Annotated in this window: 16 protein-coding genes; 10 read left to right on the top strand and 6 right to left on the bottom strand. The window is 68.8% G+C overall.

Annotated features, from left to right (window positions below):
* Positions 1-4: 4 nt before the first annotated feature.
* The 10 genes from uvrA (at position 5) to HUJ41_RS06415 (ending at position 11,359) form a co-directional block, all read left to right on the top strand.
* Positions 5-2,896 (top strand): excinuclease ABC subunit UvrA, encoded by a 2,892-nt coding sequence (gene uvrA, locus HUJ41_RS06370; RefSeq protein WP_179871854.1) that lies wholly within the window; start codon positions 5-7, stop codon positions 2,894-2,896.
* A 1-nt stretch (position 2,897) separates the two neighbouring features.
* Entirely contained in the window at positions 2,898-4,838 is a 1,941-nt protein-coding gene (gene uvrC / locus HUJ41_RS06375; protein ID WP_179871855.1) for an excinuclease ABC subunit UvrC, read from the top strand.
* Positions 4,839-4,878: 40 nt separating this feature from the next.
* Positions 4,879-5,751: an RNase adapter RapZ gene (gene rapZ / locus HUJ41_RS06380; RefSeq protein WP_224744382.1), complete on the top strand. Its 873-nt coding sequence runs from the start codon at positions 4,879-4,881 to the stop codon at positions 5,749-5,751.
* Between the two features lie 59 nt (positions 5,752-5,810).
* A complete protein-coding gene (gene whiA / locus HUJ41_RS06385; RefSeq protein ID WP_152582843.1) occupies positions 5,811-6,785 on the top strand; it encodes a DNA-binding protein WhiA in 975 nt (324 codons plus the stop codon).
* Positions 6,786-6,912: 127 nt separating this feature from the next.
* Entirely contained in the window at positions 6,913-7,539 is a 627-nt protein-coding gene (locus tag HUJ41_RS06390; protein WP_179871857.1) for a superoxide dismutase, read from the top strand.
* 109 nt (positions 7,540-7,648) lie between these two features.
* Positions 7,649-8,659 (top strand): type I glyceraldehyde-3-phosphate dehydrogenase, encoded by a 1,011-nt coding sequence (gap, locus tag HUJ41_RS06395; RefSeq protein WP_179871858.1) that lies wholly within the window; start codon positions 7,649-7,651, stop codon positions 8,657-8,659.
* A 22-nt stretch (positions 8,660-8,681) separates the two neighbouring features.
* Positions 8,682-9,896: a phosphoglycerate kinase gene (locus HUJ41_RS06400; RefSeq protein ID WP_179871859.1), complete on the top strand. Its 1,215-nt coding sequence runs from the start codon at positions 8,682-8,684 to the stop codon at positions 9,894-9,896.
* On the top strand, positions 9,893-10,678 hold the full coding sequence (gene tpiA / locus HUJ41_RS06405) for a triose-phosphate isomerase (RefSeq protein WP_179871860.1): 786 nt from the start codon (positions 9,893-9,895) through the stop codon (positions 10,676-10,678). The genes HUJ41_RS06400 and tpiA overlap by 4 nt, the downstream gene beginning before the upstream one ends.
* A gap of 64 nt (positions 10,679-10,742) precedes the next feature.
* A complete protein-coding gene (gene secG, locus HUJ41_RS06410; protein ID WP_152582838.1) occupies positions 10,743-10,991 on the top strand; it encodes a preprotein translocase subunit SecG in 249 nt (82 codons plus the stop codon).
* An 11-nt stretch (positions 10,992-11,002) separates the two neighbouring features.
* Positions 11,003-11,359 carry an RNA polymerase-binding protein RbpA gene (locus HUJ41_RS06415; RefSeq protein ID WP_152582837.1) on the top strand — a complete coding sequence of 119 codons (357 nt, stop codon included), beginning with the start codon at positions 11,003-11,005 and terminating at the stop codon, positions 11,357-11,359.
* A gap of 28 nt (positions 11,360-11,387) precedes the next feature.
* Here the strand turns inward: HUJ41_RS06415 and pgl are convergent, their stop codons facing one another.
* From pgl to tkt, 6 genes are read right to left on the bottom strand one after another with little or no spacing between them, the layout of a single operon-like run.
* Positions 11,388-12,221: a 6-phosphogluconolactonase gene (gene pgl, locus HUJ41_RS06420; protein ID WP_179871861.1), complete on the bottom strand. Its 834-nt coding sequence runs from the start codon at positions 12,219-12,221 to the stop codon at positions 11,388-11,390.
* A gap of 43 nt (positions 12,222-12,264) precedes the next feature.
* Complete coding sequence (locus HUJ41_RS06425; protein ID WP_179871862.1) at positions 12,265-13,194, bottom strand: glucose-6-phosphate dehydrogenase assembly protein OpcA; 930 nt, start codon at positions 13,192-13,194, stop codon at positions 12,265-12,267.
* The gene (zwf, locus tag HUJ41_RS06430) at positions 13,191-14,732 is read right to left on the bottom strand and encodes a glucose-6-phosphate dehydrogenase (RefSeq protein ID WP_179871863.1); all 1,542 of its coding nucleotides are present in this window, start codon (positions 14,730-14,732) and stop codon (positions 13,191-13,193) included. Before zwf ends, HUJ41_RS06425 begins: the two co-directional genes overlap by 4 nt.
* Before the next feature lie 23 nt (positions 14,733-14,755).
* Positions 14,756-16,351, bottom strand: coding sequence for a glucose-6-phosphate isomerase (locus HUJ41_RS06435; protein ID WP_179871864.1), 1,596 nt, complete (start codon positions 16,349-16,351; stop codon positions 14,756-14,758).
* Positions 16,348-17,457, bottom strand: coding sequence for a transaldolase (gene tal / locus HUJ41_RS06440; RefSeq protein ID WP_179871865.1), 1,110 nt, complete (start codon positions 17,455-17,457; stop codon positions 16,348-16,350). Before tal ends, HUJ41_RS06435 begins: the two co-directional genes overlap by 4 nt.
* Positions 17,458-17,502: 45 nt before the next feature.
* Positions 17,503-19,596 carry a transketolase gene (tkt, locus tag HUJ41_RS06445; RefSeq protein WP_179871866.1) on the bottom strand — a complete coding sequence of 698 codons (2,094 nt, stop codon included), beginning with the start codon at positions 19,594-19,596 and terminating at the stop codon, positions 17,503-17,505.
* Between the last annotated feature and the right edge of the window lie 41 nt (positions 19,597-19,637).

Below are 19,637 nucleotides of genomic sequence, written 5' to 3' on the forward strand. Positions count from 1 at the left end.
TACAATGACGAGAGTGCCGGCTACTCCTGACGAATCCGTTCCCCACCTGAGCGTGCGCGGTGCGCGCGTGCACAACCTGCGCGACGTCGACCTCGTCATTCCGCGCGACTCGCTCGTGGTCTTCACAGGGCTCTCGGGCTCCGGGAAGAGCTCTCTCGCCTTCGACACCATTTTCGCGGAGGGGCAGCGTCGCTACGTCGAATCGCTCTCCGCGTACGCGCGCCAGTTCCTCGGCCAGGTCGATCGACCCGATGTCGACTTCATCGAGGGCCTGAGCCCGGCCGTCTCGATCGACCAGAAATCGACCAACCGCAACCCGCGGTCGACGGTGGGCACGATCACCGAGATCTACGACTACATGCGCCTGCTCTGGGCCCGCGTGGGGATTCCGCACTGTCCCGAGTGCGGGGAGCGCATTCAGCGCCAGACGGTGCAGCAGATCGCCGACGAGCTCATGACGCTCGAGAGCGGACGCCGCTACCAGGTGCTCGCTCCCGTCGTCAGCCAGAAGAAGGGCGAGTTCGTCGACCTCTTCAAGGAGCTCGCGGCGGGCGGCTACTCACGTGCGGTCGTCGACGGCGAGGTCATCCAGCTCAGCGATCCGCCCACTCTCAAGAAGCAGGTCAAGCACGACATCGCCGTCGTCGTCGATCGGCTCGTCGCGAAGGACGACATCCTCACGCGCCTCACCGACTCGCTCGAGACCGCGCTGCGGCTCACCGACGGCCTCGTCGTGATCGATTTCGTGGACGAGGAGGGGGAGAGCGCGACCCGCACCTTCAGCGAGAAGCTCAGCTGCCCCAACCGTCACCCTCTGCGCCTGACCGAGATCGAACCTCGTACCTTCTCGTTCAACGCACCTTTCGGCGCCTGTCCCGTGTGCTCCGGGCTCGGCACACGACAAGCGGTCGACGTCGACCTGCTCATCGGTGACCCGAGCCTCACCCTCAACGACGGCGTGATCCTTCCCTGGAACCAGCAGGGCAAGGGCCTCTACAGCTACTTCCAGAAGCTCTTGGGTGGACTGGCGAACGACCTCGGGTTCTCCCTCGACACACCGTGGGGCGAGCTCGAGGAGAGCACGCAGCACGCCGTGCTGCACGGCAACGACTTCGACGTGCGGGTCAAGTGGCGCAACCGCTACGGGCGCGATGTCACCTACACGACCGGCTTCGAAGGGGTCATCCCCTACATCGAGCGCAAGTACCGGGAGGCCGAGAGCGACTGGTCGCAGCAGCGGTTCGCAGAGTATCTGCGCGAGGTCCCCTGCCCCGAGTGCGACGGCGCCCGTCTCAAGCCCGAAGTGCTCGCCGTGCTCGTCGACGACCGCAACATCGCCGAGGTCGCCGAGCTGAGCCTGCAGGATGCCTATGCGTTCGTCACCGCGATCAGCCTGACCGATCGGGAGGCCTCGATCGCCGCGGCCGTGCTGCGCGAGATCCGCGCCCGCCTCGAGTTCCTCCTCGAAGTCGGCCTCGGCTATCTGACGATGGCCCGTGCGGCCGGCAGCCTCTCCGGCGGCGAGGCGCAGCGCATCCGGCTCGCGACGCAGATCGGCAGCGGGCTCACCGGGGTGCTCTATGTGCTCGACGAACCGAGCATCGGGCTGCACCAGCGCGACAACAGGCGACTCATCGACACCCTCGTCAAGCTCAAGAACCTCGGCAACACCCTCATCGTCGTCGAGCACGACGAAGACACCATCCGCACCGCCGACTGGATCGTCGATATTGGGCCGGGTGCGGGGGAGCACGGCGGGCGCGTCGTGCACTCCGGCTCCTATGCCGGCCTGCTGAAGAACAAGGAGTCGATCACCGGGGACTACCTCGCAGGTCGGCGGCAGGTCATCGAGCGCGTGACACGGCGGCCGATCGACCGCGGGCGCATCCTCACGGTGGAGGGCGCACGGGCCAACAACCTACAGAACGTGACCGTCGAGTTCCCTCTCGGCGTCTTCGTCGCGGTGACGGGGGTGAGCGGCTCCGGCAAGTCGTCGCTCGTGAACGACATCCTCTACAAGGTGCTCGCGAACCGCCTCAACGGCGCACGGCAAGTACCCGGCAAGCACGCGCGCGTGCACGGGCTCGAGCATCTCGACAAGGTCGTGCACGTCGATCAGGCGCCCATCGGACGCACGCCCCGCTCGAACCCCGCAACGTACACGGGCGTCTTCGACCGCATTCGTTCACTGTTCGCCGAGACGCTGGAGGCGAAGTCGCGCGGCTACCTGCCCGGACGTTTCAGCTTCAACGTCAAGGGCGGCCGCTGCGAGAACTGCGCGGGCGACGGCACCATCAAGATCGAGATGAACTTCCTCCCGGACGTCTACGTCGCGTGCGAGGTCTGCCATGGAGCCCGCTACAACCGGGACACGCTCACCGTGCACTACAAGGGCAAGAACATCTCAGAAGTGCTCGACATGCCCATCGAACAGGCCGCGGAGTTCTTCGAGCCCATCTCGGCCATCCACCGCTACCTGAAGACCCTCGTCGACGTGGGCCTCGGATACGTGAGGCTCGGCCAGAGCGCCACGACGCTCTCGGGTGGCGAGGCGCAGCGCGTCAAGCTCGCGACCGAGCTGCAGAAGCGATCCATGGGCCGCAGCGTGTACGTGCTCGACGAGCCGACGACGGGGCTGCACTTCGAAGACGTGCGCAAGCTGCTCGTCGTGCTGGGCGGCCTCGTCGACAAGGGCAACACCGTCATCGTCATCGAGCACAACCTCGACGTCATCCGGGCGGCCGACTGGCTCATCGATCTCGGTCCCGAAGGCGGAGCCGGCGGCGGTCAGGTGCTCGTCACGGGCACGCCAGAGCAGGTGGCCGAGCACGCCGACAGCTACACCGGGCAGTTCCTCGCCGAGCTGTTGCCGCAGACCGAGGTCATCGGCGCCTGACATGTCCACGCGCGAGCACTGGCGCCCCGCACGCGGAGAGATCCCCGTCGAACCGGGGGTTTATCGCTTTCATGATGAGAGCGGTCGAGTTCTCTATGTCGGCAAAGCCAAGAACCTGCGCTCCCGTCTCAGCAACTACTTCCAGCCGCTCACGAGCCTGCACGAGCGCACCCGCCGCATGGTCACCTCGGCGCGCGGTGTCGAGTGGACCGTCGTCGGCAGCGAGCTCGAGGCCCTGCAGCTCGAGTACACCTGGATCAAAGAGTTCGACCCTCCCTTCAACGTGCAGTTCCGGGACGACAAGACGTACCCTTACGTCGCCATCACCCTCGGCGAGAGGGTGCCGCGGGTCATGGTGACGCGCACGCGCGGCATCGACGGTGCCCGGTACTTCGGCCCGTACACGAAGGTCTGGGCCGTGCGGGAGACCATCGACATCCTGCTCAAGGCCTTCCCCATGCGCTCCTGCTCGAATGCCATCTACCAGCGCGCACAGCGGGCTGGTAGGCCCTGCCTGCTCGGCGACATCGGCAAGTGCGCGGCGCCCTGCGTGGGCCGCGTGACGCCGGAGCAGCACCGGGGCATCGCGCTCGATCTCGCGTCCTTCATGGCGGGCAACGACGAGCGATTCGTGCGCGATCTCAAGCAGCGGATGGCCGCCGCGGCGGCCGAGCTCGACTACGAGAGCGCCGCGCGGCTGCGCGACCAGGTCGGCGCGCTCGAGACCGCCCTCGCGAAGAACGCGATCGTGCTCGCCGAGGACGTCGATGCCGACATCTTCGGTGTCGCGTACGACGAGCTCGCAGCGGCTGTGCAGCTTTTCATCGTGCGCGGCGGGCGCATTCGCGGCGTGCGCGGCTGGGTCGTCGACACCGAGCTCGATGTCACACTCGCCGAGCTCGTCGACACGGTGCTGCAGAAGGCCTACGACGATGGCACGGTACCGGCGCGCGAGGTGATCGTGCCCGCGGTGCCCGACGACGCGGCCGCCCTGCAGACCCTGCTGGGGGAGCGGCGGCGCGCCGCGCACGAGCGCGGCGGCGTCACGGTGCGGGTCGCCCAGCGCGGCGAGAAGGCAGCCCTCGCGCAGACCGTCGCCACCAACGCGCAGGGCGCCCTGAGCCTCTACAAGACCCGGCGGAGTGGCGACTTCACGGCCCGCTCCCAAGCGCTTGCCGACCTCCAGGAGGCCCTGGGGCTCGCGAGCGCGCCATTGCGACTCGAGTGCTTCGACGTCTCCCACCTCGGCGGTACCAACCAGGTGGCGTCCATGGTGGTCTTCGAGGACGGGCTCCCCAGGAAGAACCAGTACCGCACCTTCGCGATCCCGCAGGCGCGTGACGACACCGATGCGCTCTACCAGGTGCTGCGACGGCGTCTCGCCCATCTCGACCGCGCCGCGAACCAGGACACCGGGGCGGCAGCTGTGCTCGCCGACACCGGCGATGCGGCGGTCGGCGAAGGAGAGGTCGTCCAGGAGGCGCCGAGGCACTCCTTCCACTATCGACCGGGACTGCTGGTCGTCGACGGCGGGCAACCTCAGGTGGAGGCCGCAGCCCGCGCTCTGCGCGACGAAGGCATCGACGACATCGCCGTCTGCGGCATCGCCAAGCGGCTCGAGGAGATCTGGCTGCCGGGAAACCCGTACCCCGTGATCCTGCCCAGAACCTCCGATGCCCTCTTCCTGCTGCAGCGCCTCCGCGACGAGGCGCACCGCTTCGCGCTCCGCTACCAGCGCACGACGCGCTCGCGGGATATCCGCAGTCAGCTCTCCACAGTGCCGGGCCTCGGCCCCACACGCATCAAGCGGCTCCTGCAGCACTTCGGCTCCGTGTCGCGCCTGCGGGCAGCGTCCACCGAGGAGATCGAGAAGGTCGACGGCATCGGCGCCGTCGTGGCGGCAGCGATCCATCGCGAGCTTCGCGATGGCGCGGGCGTCTAGGCTGGTGCCGCCCCGTCCCCGACCTGAGCAAGAGGCCACTGTGAGCGAGAGCACGCCGAACGACGTCCTCATCGTGACGGGCATGTCCGGCGCGGGGCGGTCCACCGTCGCGAACGCCCTCGAAGATCTCGACTGGTACGTCGTCGACAATTTGCCGCCGCAGATGCTGCGCCCGCTCCTCGACCTGGCCATGCATCCGGGCAGCGCGCTGCCCTCCATCGCTGCCGTCGTCGACGTGCGCGGAGGGAAGCTCTTCGCAGACCTTGCGAGCATCATCGGGGAGCTGCGCGAGCGCACGCCCGTGCGCGTCGTCTACCTCGATGCGACCGATCAGGCGCTCGTCCGCCGCTTCGAGCAGGTGCGACGACCGCACCCGCTGCAGGCCGACGGCACCCTGCTCGACGGCATCGCGCGCGAGCGCGCGCTCATGACCTCCGTGCGCGAGCTCAGCGACCTCATCATCGACACGAGCGAGTACAACATCCACCAGCTCGCCACGACCGTCACGGAGCTCTTCGCCGACGAGGGCAGGGCGCTGGTCCGAGTGACCCTCGAGAGCTTCGGCTTCAAGTACGGCATCCCGACCGACGCGGACATCGTGGCCGATGCGCGCTTCCTGCCCAATCCCTTCTGGCAGGACGACCTGCGCCGTGCCACGGGCCAGGACCCGCGCGTGAGCGAGTTCGTGCTCGAGCAGGAGGGCGCTCGGGAGTTCGTGCAGCACTTCGTCGCCGCGCTGGGCCCCGTGCTCGCCGGGTACGCTCGGGAGAACAAGCCGCATGCGACCATCGCGATCGGCTGCACGGGGGGCAAGCACCGGTCCGTCGCGCTGGTAGAGGAGTTCGCGGCGCACCTTCGCGGCATGCCTGGCATCGATGTGACGGTGAAGCACCGCGACCTCGGACGCGAGTAAGGTCGAGTGTCATCCCGACCCGCTGGGCGAGGACGAAGCAGAACGAGAGGAGCGCGATTGTGGCGCTGACCGCCGACGTGAAAGAAGAACTGGCACAGTTGGCGGTCACCAAGACCACCGTGCGTGCGGCCGAGCTTGCGACCGTGTTGCGCTTCGCGGGAGGACTCCATCTGATCTCCGGTCGTGTGGCCGTCGAAATCGAGGTCGACGCGCCCGCGATCGCGCGCCGCGTGCGGAAGGATCTCGCCGAGCTCTACGGCATGCGCAGCGACGCGGCTGTCATGTCGCCGAGCGGCATTCGCAAGACTCCCACCTATCTCGTGCGAGTTCTCGAGGGCGGAGAGACTCTCGCACGGCAGACCGGCCTGCTGGATGCGCGACGACGCCCCGTGCGCGGCCTTCCGAACCGTCTGACGACAGGCACGAAGGAGGAGCTCGCGGCCGTCTGGCGCGGCGCCTTCCTCGCGCACGGCTCCCTCACCGACCCGGGCCGATCAGCGGCACTCGAGATCAGCTGCCCCGGCAACGAGTCCGCGATGGCGCTCGTGGGAGCTGCCGGACGACTCGGCATCCCCGTCAAGGCCCGCGAGGTGCGCGGAGTGCACCGCGTCGTGATTCGCGACGGCGACAAGATCGGGCTCATGCTCCGCACGATGGGAGCCGAGCGCACGGTCGAGGACTGGGAGGCGATGCGGCAGCGCCGCGAGGTGCGGGCGACCGCGAACCGCCTCGTCAACTTCGACGACGCCAACCTCCGACGCTCCGCGCAGGCCGCCGTGGCGGCGTGCGCCCGCGTCGAGCGCGCCCTGCAGATCCTCGAGGACGACCTGCCCGACCATCTGCGCTACGCCGGTGAGCTGCGGCTCAACCATCGCGATGCGAGCCTGGACGAGCTGGGCCACCACGCCGACCCTCCGATGACCAAGGACGCGGTCGCCGGGCGCATCCGGCGCCTGCTCGCGATGGCGGACAAGAAGGCCGAGCAGCTCGGCATTCCCGGTACCGAGGCCGGGCTCCCCGCCGAGGTCGACTGAGCGTGAGGTGGGTATCGGGAACAGCCTGGGAGGCCGCGGCGTTGCCGTCACTAGACTGATCACCCGTCAGGAGGGTCGCGCGCTCAGCGTTGCGGCCTGACGAGAATTCGCGAGGAGAGATACGCACATGTCCGTCTACACCCTTCCCGAACTGTCCTACGACTACGGTTCGCTCGAGCCGCACATCAGCGGCCGCATCATGGAGCTCCACCACTCGAAGCACCACGCCGCCTACGTCGCCGGCGCCAACGCCGCTCTCGAGGGCATGGCGGCCGCGCGCGAGTCAGGTGACTTCGCCAACATCAATCGTCTGGAGAAGGACCTCGCCTTCCACCTTGGCGGCCACATCAACCACTCCATCTTCTGGACCAATCTGTCGCCCGAGGGCGGGGACAAGCCGACCGGCGAGCTCGCGACCGCGATCGACGAGTTCTTCGGCTCGTTCGACCAGTTCGTCGCCCACTTCACCGCGGCCTCGATGGGCATCCAGGGCTCCGGCTGGGGAGTACTCTCCTGGGACCCGATCGGCCGTCGCCTCGTCATCCAGCAGCTCTTCGACCAGCAGGGCAACACCGCTCAGGCGACGGTGCCGCTGCTGCAGCTCGACATGTGGGAGCACGCCTTCTACCTCGACTACGTGAACGTCAAGGCCGACTACGTCAAGGCTTTCTGGAACATCGTCAACTGGCAGAACGTCGCCGACCGCTTCGCGGCGGCGCGCTCAGGCAGCGACGCCCTCCTGCTACTGTCGTAATCGGCATCGTGGCCGGGGCGATGTCCCCGGCCACACTCATGTCACCATCACCACCACCACCCGGACCACCCCACGGCGCCGTGGAGCGCCCCCACGACAAGGAGCTCACGTGAGCGTGAAGATCGGCATCAACGGATTCGGACGCATCGGCCGCAACTACCTGCGCGCGGCCCTCGCCCAGGGCAGCGACCTCGAGATCGTCGCGGTCAACGACCTCACGGACAACGCGGCCCTCGCTCACCTGCTCAAGTACGACTCCGTCGGCGGCCCGCTCGCCCACGATGTCTCGCACGACGGCGACTCGATCACGGTGGGCGATCAGCGCATCCGCGTCTTCGCCGAGCGCGACCCCTCCGACCTTCCCTGGGGCGACCTCGGCGTCGACATCGTCATCGAGTCGACCGGTCGCTTCACCAAGGCCGAGGACGCGAAGAAGCACATCGCCGGCGGAGCGAAGAAGGTCCTCATCTCGGCCCCGGCCTCCGGCAACGACGCGACGATCGTCATGGGAGTCAACGAGGAGAGCTACGACCCCGCTTCCGACGTCATCATCTCGAACGCGTCGTGCACGACGAACTGCCTCGCGCCCCTCGCGCAGGTCTTCAACGACGCCTTCGGCATCGAGCGCGGCTTCATGATGACCGCGCACGCCTACACCGCCGACCAGAACCTGCAGGACGGCCCGCACAGCGACCTGCGTCGTGCGCGCGGCGCGGCCATCAACATCGTTCCCGCCTCGACCGGCGCCGCCAAGGCCATCGGCCTCGTGCTGCCCGAGCTCAACGGCAAGCTCAGCGGCTCCTCGTACCGCGTGCCCGTGCCCACCGGCTCGATCGTCGACCTCACCGTCATCACCTCCGCCGAGGGTCTGACTGCCGAGACGATCAACGCGGCGTACAAGGCCGCCGCGGCGGAGGGGCGCCTCCACGGCATCCTCCAGTACACGGAGGACCCGATCGTCTCGAGCGACATCCAGCTCAACCCGCACTCGTCGATCTTCGACTCGGAGCTCACGAACGTGAGCGGCAACCTCGTCAAGGTCTCGGCGTGGTACGACAACGAGTGGGGCTACTCCAACCGACTCGTCGACCTGACCGAGTACGTCGGCGCACGGCTCTAGCTGAGCATCCAGGAGAACCGTCGTGGCCCTGCGCACGATCGAATCCCTCGGAGACCTCTCCGGCCGGCGCGTGATCGTCCGGTGCGACCTCAACGTGCCGCTCGCCGACGGCGTCGTGACAGACGACGGTCGCATCCGCGCCTCGCTGCCGACGCTCAACGCGCTCCTGCACCGCGGAGCGCGCGTCGTCGTCGTCTCCCACCTGGGCCGACCGGATGGCGCGCCGGATGCGCGCTACAGCCTGAAGCCCGTCGCCCAGCGACTGTGCGAGCTGCTCGGCTCGCCTGTCGCCTTCGCCGAGGACACCGTCGGGTCGGCTGCCGAGAAGACCGTCGAGGCTCTCGAGGACGGCCGTATCGCGCTGCTCGAGAACCTGCGGTTCAACGCGGGGGAGACGAGCAAGGACGACGCGGAGAGGCGCGCGTTCGCCGAGCGTCTCGCGCGCTTCGGCGACGCGATGGTCTCGGACGGCTTCGGGGTCGTGCACCGCAAGCAGGCGAGCGTCTTCGAGCTCGCCCAACTGCTGCCGAGCGCAGCGGGTTCGCTGATCGCCACGGAGCTCGAGGTCCTGGACCGCCTGACCGAGACGCCTGAGCGCCCCTACACGGTCGTGCTCGGCGGGTCGAAGGTCTCCGACAAGCTCGGCGTCATCGCCCACCTGCTGCCCCGGGTCGATCGGCTCCTCATCGGTGGAGGCATGCTCTTCACCTTCCTCAAGGCACAGGGGCACGCGGTCGGCGCGAGCCTGCTCGAGGAGGATCAGCTCGACACGGTGCGCGCTTACCTCGACGAGGCGCGTGAGCGGGGTGTCGAGATCGTCCTGCCGACCGACGTCGCCGTCGCGGAGTCGTTCTCCGCCGACGCCGCCTACACCGTCCAGCGAGCAGACGACCTGGAGGGCGGGCCCGCGGGCGCCGCCGGTATCGGTCTCGACATCGGCCCGGACACGGCGGCGCGCTTCGCCGAGCTGGTGTCGTCGTCCTCGACCGTGTTCTGGAACGGGCCCATGGGCGTCTTCGAGTTCCCGGCATTCGCGGCGGGCACGAAGGCGGTCGCCGAAGCGCTGTCTCGGATGCCCGGTCTCGGCGTCGTCGGCGGTGGCGACTCCGCCGCCGCCGTGCGCGCGCTCGGATACCGCGACAGCGATTTCGGCCACGTCTCCACGGGGGGCGGCGCCAGCCTTGAGTTCCTCGAGGGCAAGAAGCTACCCGGACTGGAGGTCCTCGGATGGTCATGACACGCACCCCGCTCATCGCGGGAAACTGGAAGATGAACCTCGACCACCTGCAGTCGATCGCCTTCGTGCAGAAGCTGGCGTGGTCGCTGCGGGATGCGAAGCACTCCTCGGCCGAGGTGGAGGTAGCGGTCTTCCCGCCCTTCACCGATCTTCGCAGCGTGCAGACGCTCATCTCCGCAGACAAGCTCGACCTCGCCCACGGCGGACAGGATCTCTCCGCGCACGACAGCGGCGCCTACACGGGCGAGATCTCGGGAGCCTTCCTCGCGGCTCTCGAGTGCCGCTACGTCATCATCGGCCACTCGGAGCGTCGGCAGTACCACCACGAGGACGACGCCATCGTCGCCGCGAAGACCGTCGCCGCTCTGCGGCATGGCCTGACGCCCGTCGTGTGCGTGGGCGAGACCGCGGAGGACCTCGAGGCGCACGGCCCCTCGGCGGTGCCTGTGGGTCAGCTGGCGGCTGTTCTCGCCGAGCTCGATCCCGAGCAGGAGATCGTGGTCGCATACGAGCCGGTGTGGGCGATCGGATCCGGCCAGGCAGCGACGCCCGAGCAGGCGCAGCAGGTGTGCGCCGCGCTGCGCGCGGAGATCGAGACCGCCCTCGGGGCGGACGCTGCTCAGCGCACGCGCATCCTCTACGGCGGCAGTGTCAAGGCCGCGAACATCGCCGGATTCATGAAGCAGAAGGACGTCGACGGCGCCCTTGTCGGGGGAGCGAGTCTCGACGTGGACGAGTTCTCCGCCATCGCCCGCTTCCCGAAGCACGTCGGCACTGTCTGACGCCCCAGCCCTTCCCTGTCCGGTAGGGTAGGAGACTGTCCGAAACGCTCGAGAGGTTCTATCCGTGGAAATTCTTCAGGTCGTGCTCCAGGTCATCCTGGGAATCACGAGCCTCCTGCTGACGCTCATGATCCTGCTGCACCGCGGTCGCGGCGGCGGGCTCTCCGACATGTTCGGCGGCGGCGTCACGTCCAACCTCGGTGCTTCCGGGGTGGCGGAGCGGAACCTCAACCGCATCACGATCATCCTCGCCCTCGTCTGGGTGTCCGCGATCATCGTGCTCGGTCTCATCACGCGCTTCGACGCGGCATAGGGGGAAACGACATGGTGTCAGGAGGAAGCGCTATTCGCGGTTCCCGCGTTGGTTCAGGCCCCATGGGGGAGCAGGACCGCGGGATCCAGGCCGAGCGCCTCACGATCTCGTACTGGGATGCGCTCGGCAATGAGACCGTGCGCCATTTCGCGGCGAATTTGCCCGAGGAGGAGATTCCCGAGACGATCGATTCACCGGCCTCGGGGCTGCCTGCGGGGCGCGACAAGAACAATCCGCCCGCGATGGCGAAGAACGAGCCGTACAAGACGCACCTCGCCTACGTGAAGGAGCGCCGCAGCGACGAGGAGGCCAAGCAGATCCTCGATGAGGCTCTGCAGCGCCTGCGACAGCGCCGCGGTACCGCTTAGCCGCTCAGCGTCTGTCCCGACTCGGCACTCATCGTGACTCGGTCGGGCGCCACGTCTCGGGCTGCCAGTCGGACTGATCCATCGCACCCGTCCAGTACGACGTCGGTGCGATGAGCGCCTCCGGCACCTCTGCCGAGGCGTCTTCGTCGACGAAGAACACCGTGCGCTTGGTGCCCTTCGCCCCGGCTGCCGGTACGTCGGCGAAGGAGGCACCGGCGAGGGCCAGGCCCAGCGCCGGAGCCTTGTCCGCTCCGGCGAGCACGAGCCAGATGCGCTCGGAGCGGCGCAAGAGGGGCAGGGAGAGGCTCAGGCGACCGGGCGGTGGCTTCGGGGAGTCGTGCACGGCGATGACACCGGCCCGCTCGATGGTCGGGCCTTCCCGGTCCGGGAAGAGCGACGCGATGTGGCCATCGGGGCCGACGCCCAAGAACGTGATGGCGAACGTGGGGAATTCCGCTCCATCGGAGTGCGCGCGCAGAGTCGCTTCATAGCGCTCGGCCGCCTCCTCGAGCTCGATGCCCTCGTCCGATGCCGGGAACGGGTGCACATTGTTCGGCGGAATCGCGATGTGATCGATGAGCGCCTGGCGGGCCTGGGTCTCATTGCGATCCGCGTCACCGCGCGGCAGCCACCGCTCGTCCCCCCACCACAGGTGCACAGCATGCCAAGCGACGCTGTCGCGTCCGGGGGAGTGCGCGATCGCCTCGAGAACCTCGATGCCCACGCTGCCCCCCGTGAGCACGACGTGCGCCCTGCCCTCGTCCTCGATGAGGTCGACGAGCTTGGTGAGGAACCGGGCCGCCACCGCTCCCGCGAGAGTCGAACGGTCAGGATGAACGAGCACGCGTCGATCGGTGGTCACGAGTATCACGAGCCTTTCAGGTGGGGCGGGGTGCGGCGACGTCTCAGTGCGTGGCGGGGGCGCTCTCTCGAGACGCGGCGAGCACGGCACCGAACACGTCGTCGGGGTCGAGCCTACGCAATTCCTCAGCCAGGCACTCCCGCAGACCGCGCCTCGGCAACGAGATCTCATGATCGGGCTGTCCGGGCTGGGTGAGGGTTCCCACGTCGGGCTCCGTGCGCGCGAGGCGGATCGGACCGCTGGCACGGTGCAGGACCACGCTGTGGATGCCGGACGCAGGCGCATAACCCTCGGTGTGCACCTCGACGGGAACCTCGAGCCGCCACTTCAGCCACGCTGCGAGCAGCGTCGTCGAGGGTGCCTCAGGCGCCCCGGAGACCTCCACCGCCGTGATGCTCTCGTACGGCGGCTGATCCAGCGCCGCCGCGAGCTGGGCGCGCCACAGGGTCAGTCGCGTCCAGCCGAAGTCCGTGTTTCCGGGTCGATAACCTGCGGCGACGCGATCGAGCGCGGCAACGGGGTCGCCGCTCGCCGCCGAGTCGGTGATCCGGCGCTGCGCTAGTCGGCCGAGCGGCGTGTCGCAAACGCCCTCGGGGCATTCCTTGGGCCACCAAGAGACCACCGGGGCGTCCGGCAAGAGAAGCCCCGTGACGAGGCCTCGCTGGTCGCTCGCCGTCTCACCGTAGGCACGCAGCACGATGACCTCGCTCGCCCCGGCGTCCCCACCGACGCGGATCTCGGCGTCGAGTCGCGGGGACTGCGCCGTGTCATCGGTCGAGACGACGATGATGCGCATGGGGTGCTCGCGCGACGCCTCGTTGGCGGCAGCGATGACCTCCTCCTCGTCGCCGATCGTCGAGACGATGATGAGCGTGAGCACGCGGCCGAGCGCGACGGCGCCCGCTTCGTCGCGAATGCGCACGAGAGTCTTCGAGACCGCGCTCGCGGTCGTGCTGGGCAGGTCGATGATCATGGGCGCCTCCAGACTCGTCCATCGCGTGCGAGCAGATCGTCGGCGGAGGCGGGCCCCCAGGTTCCGGGGGCGTAGGACTCGGGTGCGCCCTGCGTCGCCCAGAACTCCTCGATGGGGTCGAGGATCTTCCAACTGAGCTCCACCTCCTCGTGACGGGGGAAGAGCGGTGGCTCGCCCAGCAGGACATCGAGGATGAGACGCTCGTATGCCTCGGGGCTCGCCTCGGTGAAGGCGTGGCCGTAGCCGAAGTCCATCGTGACGTCGCGCACCTGCATGCCGGCGCCGGGAACCTTCGACCCGAAGCGGATCGTCACCCCTTCATCGGGCTGCACACGGATGACGAGAGCGTTCTGGCCGAGCGCCGAGGTCTGGCTCTCCGCGAAGAGGTATTGGGGAGCTCTCTTGAACACGACGGCGATCTCGGTCACGCGGCGCCCGAGCCTCTTGCCCGCGCGCAGGTAGAAGGGAACACCCGCCCACCGGCGCGTATTGATGTCGAGTCTCATGGCGGCATAGGTCTCGGTCACCGACTCGGGGTTCATGCCCTCCTCCTCGAGGAAGCCGGGAACCCACTCGCCACCCTGCCAGCCACTGGCGTACTGACCGCGCGCGGTGCCGGTGGCGAGATCCTTCGGCAGGCGCACCGCGGAGAGCACCTTCTCCTTCTCCGCACGCAGATCCGCCGCGGCGAACGAGACGGGCTCTTCCATGGCGGTGAGGGCGAGCAGCTGCAGGAGATGGTTCTGGATGACGTCGCGGGCAGCCCCGATGCCGTCGTAGTACCCGGCACGACCGCCGACGCCGATGTCCTCCGCCATCGTGATCTGCACGTGGTCGACGTAGTTCGCATTCCACAGCGGCTCGTAGAGCATGTTGGCGAAGCGCATGGCCAGGATGTTCTGGACCGTCTCCTTGCCGAGATAGTGGTCGATGCGGAACACCGAGTCTGGCGGGAAGACGGACTCGACGACATCGTTGAGCTCGCGCGCCGTGCGCAGGTCGCTGCCGAAGGGCTTCTCGATGACGACGCGCCGCCACTGGCCGTCGTCGGCCTCCGCGAGTCCACTGCGTCGCAGCTGCTCCGTCACCAGCGGGAACGACTTGGGAGGGATCGACAGATAGAAGGCGTGGTTGCCCATCGTGCCGCGATCGCGGTCCAGGTCGGCGACGGTCTCGGCGAGCCGGGCGAACGCATCGTCGTCGTCGAATTCCCCGGACACGAAGCGGATTCCATGCGTGAGCTGGCGCCAGACATTCTCGTCGAACGGAGTCCGCGCATACTGCTTCACCGCGTCGTGGACGACCTTCTCGAAGTCCTGCGAGTCCCAGTCGCGCCGGGCGAAACCCACGAGCCCGAAGCCCGGCGGGAGCAGACCGCGGTTGGCGAGGTCGTACACCGCAGGCATGAGCTTCTTGCGCGAGAGATCGCCCGTGACGCCGAAGATGATGAGTCCGCTGGGGCCCGCGATGCGGTTGAGGCGTCGATCGTCGAGCGATCGCAGCGGATTGTGGTCGGAGGAGATCTCGACCGGTGACATGAAGCTCCTAGCGGTCAGGTCGATCAGGAAGCGGCGGCGATGACGGCCGCGATCGCGGCTGCGTCACTCACGGTCAGGGTCACGACGGGGCGCCCGTGCTCGGCGAGCACGGCGGAGTCGCCCGCAGCCTGCGCCGCGATGAGCTCGCCGAAGGTGAACGGGCGCTCGGCGATCTCGAGGTCCGTGGTCGATCGACCGACGATCTGCAGGAAGACCCCGTGGGCGGGACCGCCCTTGTGGTACTGCCCCGTCGAGTGGAGGAAGCGCGGGCCCCACCCGAAGGTGACGGGTCGACCAGAGCGGGCAGCAAGGTGGTGGCGCACTGCTTCGAGCTCGGGGTGAGCCTGCCGGTCCAGGTAGGCGTGCACGGAGATGTAGCCGTCGGCGGGCGTCGCCTCCCGGAGACGATCGATCGCCTCGGCGACGGTGGATGCTCCGGCGAGCAGCTCCTGCGGCCCCCGCGCCTCGACGCCGCCCTCCGCGAAGAGGGGCTCCGTCGGCTCGGGTCGGTGGTCCAGCAGCCCGCGCGCGGCGATCTTCGCCGATTCCACGTCCGGCTGGTCGAAGGGGTTGATGCCGAGCAGGCGACCGGCGACCGCCGTGGCGTACTCCCACGTCATGAGCAGCGCACCCAGGGACCCGGAGATCTCGATCTCGTCGTCCGCGACCTCGCGTGTGGCGCGCGAGTCCCCGACGAGGCGCAGCACCTGAACGTCGGGGGCGCCCGAGCTGAGCTCGGGTGCGTCCGGTCCGACGACGACCGGCAGGATGCCCGTGCCTTCCTTGCCCGTGGACTCTGCCACCAGCTGCTCGATCCAGTCGCCGAGGCCGACGACGTGGGTGCCGTCGGCGACGATCACGAGCTTGTCGCGGCGCGGCGTCGCTCCGGCGATCGCGGCGGCGAGCCGCAGGCCGGGGTTCGAGGGGGAGTCGACCGCGAGGGGCAGCGATGCCGCCTCGGCCTCATCCAGCAGCTGGTCGAGGTCGACGCCAGCGAGCCCGGAGGGCACGAGCCCGAACGCAGTGAGTGCCGAATAGCGGCCACCCACGGTGGGGTCTGCGAGGAAGACGCGATAGCCGGCTGCGCGCGAGGCCTCCTCCATGGGGGAGCCCGGGTCGGTCACGACGACGATGCGCTCGGCAGGATCGATACCCGCCGCGCGGAACGCTGTCTCGAAGGCGCGCTTCTGGCTGTCGGTCTCGACCGTCGAGCCCGACTTGGAGGAGACGACGACCGCGGTGGACTCGATGCTCTCCTCCACGGCGGAGCGAACCTGACCGGGGTCGGTCGCGTCGAGGACGACGAGGGGCACTCCCGCGGTGCGCGTGATCACCTCGGGGGCGAGCGAGGAGCCTCCCATCCCGCACAGCACGATGCGAGTCACGCCGACCTCCGCGAAGTGGTCGCGCAGCGCGGCGATCTCGCCCACGAGGGGGCGCGACACGGTCACTGCCTGCGTCCACCCGAGTCGCTTGCCGGCCTCGTCCTCGGCCTCCGCGCCCCACAGTGTCGCGTCGCCCGCCGTGATCCGGCTTGCGACGAGCTCGTCGACGAGCGCCGGCACGAGTCGGTCGATGGCCTCCTGCGCCGACCCGCGTGCCGCGACGACGACCGTCATCGTGCAGCCTCCAGCGCGGCGGTGACGGTGTCGAGCAGCTCGTTCCAGCTGACGACGAACTTCTCCACGCCTTCCTTCTCGAGGAGGGCCGTCACCTCGTCGTAGGAGATGCCGAGATCGGCGAGGCTGCTGAGCACGGCCCGCGCATCGTCGTAGTGGCCGGTGACCTGGTCGCCCGCGATGGCGCCGTGGTCGAAGGTGGCCTCGAGCGTCTTCTCGGGCATCGTGTTCACGGTGTTCGCGACCGCGAGCTCGGTGACGTACAGGGTGTCGGGCAGGCTCGGGTCCTTGACTCCCGTCGAGGCCCAGAGCGGTCGCTGAGCGTTCGCGCCCGCCGAGAGCAGCGTCGCGGCACGGTCGCTCGCGAACGAGCTCTCGAACAGCTCGTAGGCGAGACGTGCGTTGGCGACACCGGCCTTGCTCTTGAGCGCGAGGGCCTCGGGCGTGCCCAGATCGACGAGGCGCTTGTCGATCTCGGTGTCGACGCGCGAGACGAAGAACGACGCCACCGAGTGGATGGTCGACAGATCGATGCCCGCGGCGTGCGCCTTCTCGAGGCCCGCGAGGTAGGCCTCGATGACCTCGCGGTAGCGCTCGAGGCTGAAGATGAGCGTGACGTTGACACTGATGCCCGCCCCGATGGTCTCCGTGATCGCTTCGAGGCCTTCGCGCGTCGCGGGGATCTTGATCATGGCGTTGGGGCGGTCGACGGTCGACCAGAGAGCGCGCGCTTCCGCGATCGTGCCGGCAGCGTCGTGGGCGAGGCCGGGCTCCACCTCGATCGAGACGCGGCCATCGCGCCCGTTCGTCGATGCGTAGACACCGGCGAAGATGTCGCTCGCTGCGGCCACGTCGCTCGTGGTGATCGCGAAGACGGCATCGGTCACGCTCGCCTCGGCGCGTGCGAGCTCACCCACCTGCTCGTCGTAGGTCGTCCCTGTCGCGAGAGCGGCAGCGAAGATCGTCGGGTTGGTCGTCACGCCGACGACGTTGCGGCTCTCGATGAGCGCCGCGAGTGCGCCGGACGAGATGCGGTCGCGAGAGAGGTCGTCGAGCCAGATGCTGACACCGAGCTCGCTCAGCTGTGCGGTGGGGGTGGAGGTCATGGTGTTCTCACTTCTGTGGATGGCGGGCGATGAGGTCGGGGAGTGTCAGCCAGCGGCGAGGGAGGCGCGCGCCGCATCGACGACGGCGTCCGTCGTGATGCCGAACTCGCGGAAGAGCGTCTGGTAGTCCGCCGAGGCACCGAAGTGCTCGATCGAGACGGCGCGGCCGCGGGATCCGAGATAGCGGTGCCAGCTGAGCGCGAGTCCAGCCTCGACCGAGACGCGGGCGGTGACGGCGCTGGGGAGCACCGACTCGCGGTACTCGTCGCTCTGCTCGTCGAACCACTCGAGGCAGGGAGCGGAGACCACGCGGGCGTTCACGCCCTCCTCGGCGAGACGCGTGCGCGCCTCGACGGCGAGCTGCACCTCGGAGCCGGTCGCCAGCAGGATGACATCGGGGGTTCCTCCCGGGGCTTCCGCAAGGATGTAGGCGCCGTGCGCGGCGAACCGCGCCGAGGCGAGCGTGTCGCCCTCCGCCGCGTCCTCTCCGCGCTCGAAGACGGGGATGTTCTGGCGGGTGAGCGCGAGGCCGACCGGTCGGTCGTGGCGCTCGAGCACCGACTTCCAGACCCAGGCGGTCTCCGTCGCGTCCGCAGGTCGGGCGATGTCGAGGCCCGGGATCGCCCGCAGCGCGGCGAGCTGCTCGATCGGCTGGTGCGTGGGGCCGTCCTCGCCCAGAGCGACCGAGTCGTGGGTCCACACGTAGGTCACGGGGATGCGCATGAGCGCCGCGAGGCGCACTGCGGGGCGCATGTAGTCGCTGAAGATGAGGAACGTGCCGCCGAAGACGCGCGTGCGGCCGTGCAGGGCGATGCCGTTGAGGATCGACCCCATCGCGTGCTCACGGATGCCGAAGTGCAGGACGCGACCGTAGGGGTGGCCGCTCCACTGCTCGGTCGAGTGCTCCGTGGGCACGAAGGAGCCACCCTGGGCGATGGTCGTCAGGTTCGACTCGGCGAGGTCGGCGGATCCGCCCCAGAACTCGGGCACGACGCCCGCGATGGCGTTGATGACCTTGCCGGAGGCGGCGCGGGTCGAGACGCTCGAGCCCGCCTCGAAGGTGGGCAGGGCATCCTCGAGGCCGCTCGGGAGCTCGCCTGCCTGCATGCGGTCCAGGAGCGCCGTGCCCTCGGGGTTCGCCGCCGCCCAGGCGTCGAAGCGCTTCTGCCAGGCGGCACGACGCTCGGCACCGCGCTCGACGGCAGCGCGCGTGTGGGCGAGAACGTCGTCGCTCACGTCGAAGTGCTTCTCGGGGTCGGCACCCATCGCGACCTTCGTCGCGGCGAGCTCGTCGCCGCCGAGGGCCGAGCCGTGAATCTTGCCCGTGTTCTGCTTGGTGGGCGCGGGCCAGCCGATGATGGTCTTCACGACGATGAGCGAGGGCTTGCTCGACTCGGCCTTGGCGGCCTCGATGGCCGCGTGCAGGGCGTGGACGTCCTCGACGTACTCGCCCGTCTTCTTCCAGTCGACGGTCTGCACGTGCCAGCCGTAGGCCTCGTAGCGAGCAGCGACGTCCTCCGTGAAGGCGATGTCGGTGTCATCCTCGATCGAGATCTGGTTGGCATCGTAGATCGCGATGAGGTTGCCGAGCTGCTGGTGACCGGCGAGCGAACCTGCCTCGCTCGTCACACCCTCCTGGACGTCGCCATCGCTCGCGATCACGAAGATGTGGTGGTCGAAGACGCTCTCTCCCGGCGCGGCGTCCGGGTCGAGGAGTCCGCGCTCGAAGCGAGCTGCGTAGGCGAATCCCACGGAGGAGGCGAGGCCCTGGCCGAGAGGGCCGGTCGTGATCTCGACGCCGTCGGTGTGGCCGAACTCGGGGTGGCCGGGAGTCTTGGAGCCCCACGTGCGCAGCGACTTGAGGTCGTCGAGCTCGAGGCCGTAGCCGCCGAGGTAGAGCTGCACGTACTGGGTGAGCGAGCTGTGCCCGGCGGAGAGGATGAACCGATCGCGGCCGAGCCAGTGCGGGTCGCTCGGGTCGTGCTGCATGACCTTCTGGTGCAGGAGGTAGGCAACCGGCGCGAGGCTCATGGCGGTACCGGGATGCCCGTTGCCCACCTTCTCGACGGCATCGGCCGCGAGCAGTCGGGCCGTGTCCACGGCGGCGGAATCCAGTTCGTTCCAGATGAGGTCGGTCATGGCAGCGGTGGTGCCCTTTCTCGAATCGACCGCGGGACCTT

This window comes from Microcella indica, assembly GCF_013414345.1.
In the GTDB taxonomy this organism is placed as follows: domain Bacteria; phylum Actinomycetota; class Actinomycetes; order Actinomycetales; family Microbacteriaceae; genus Microcella; species Microcella indica.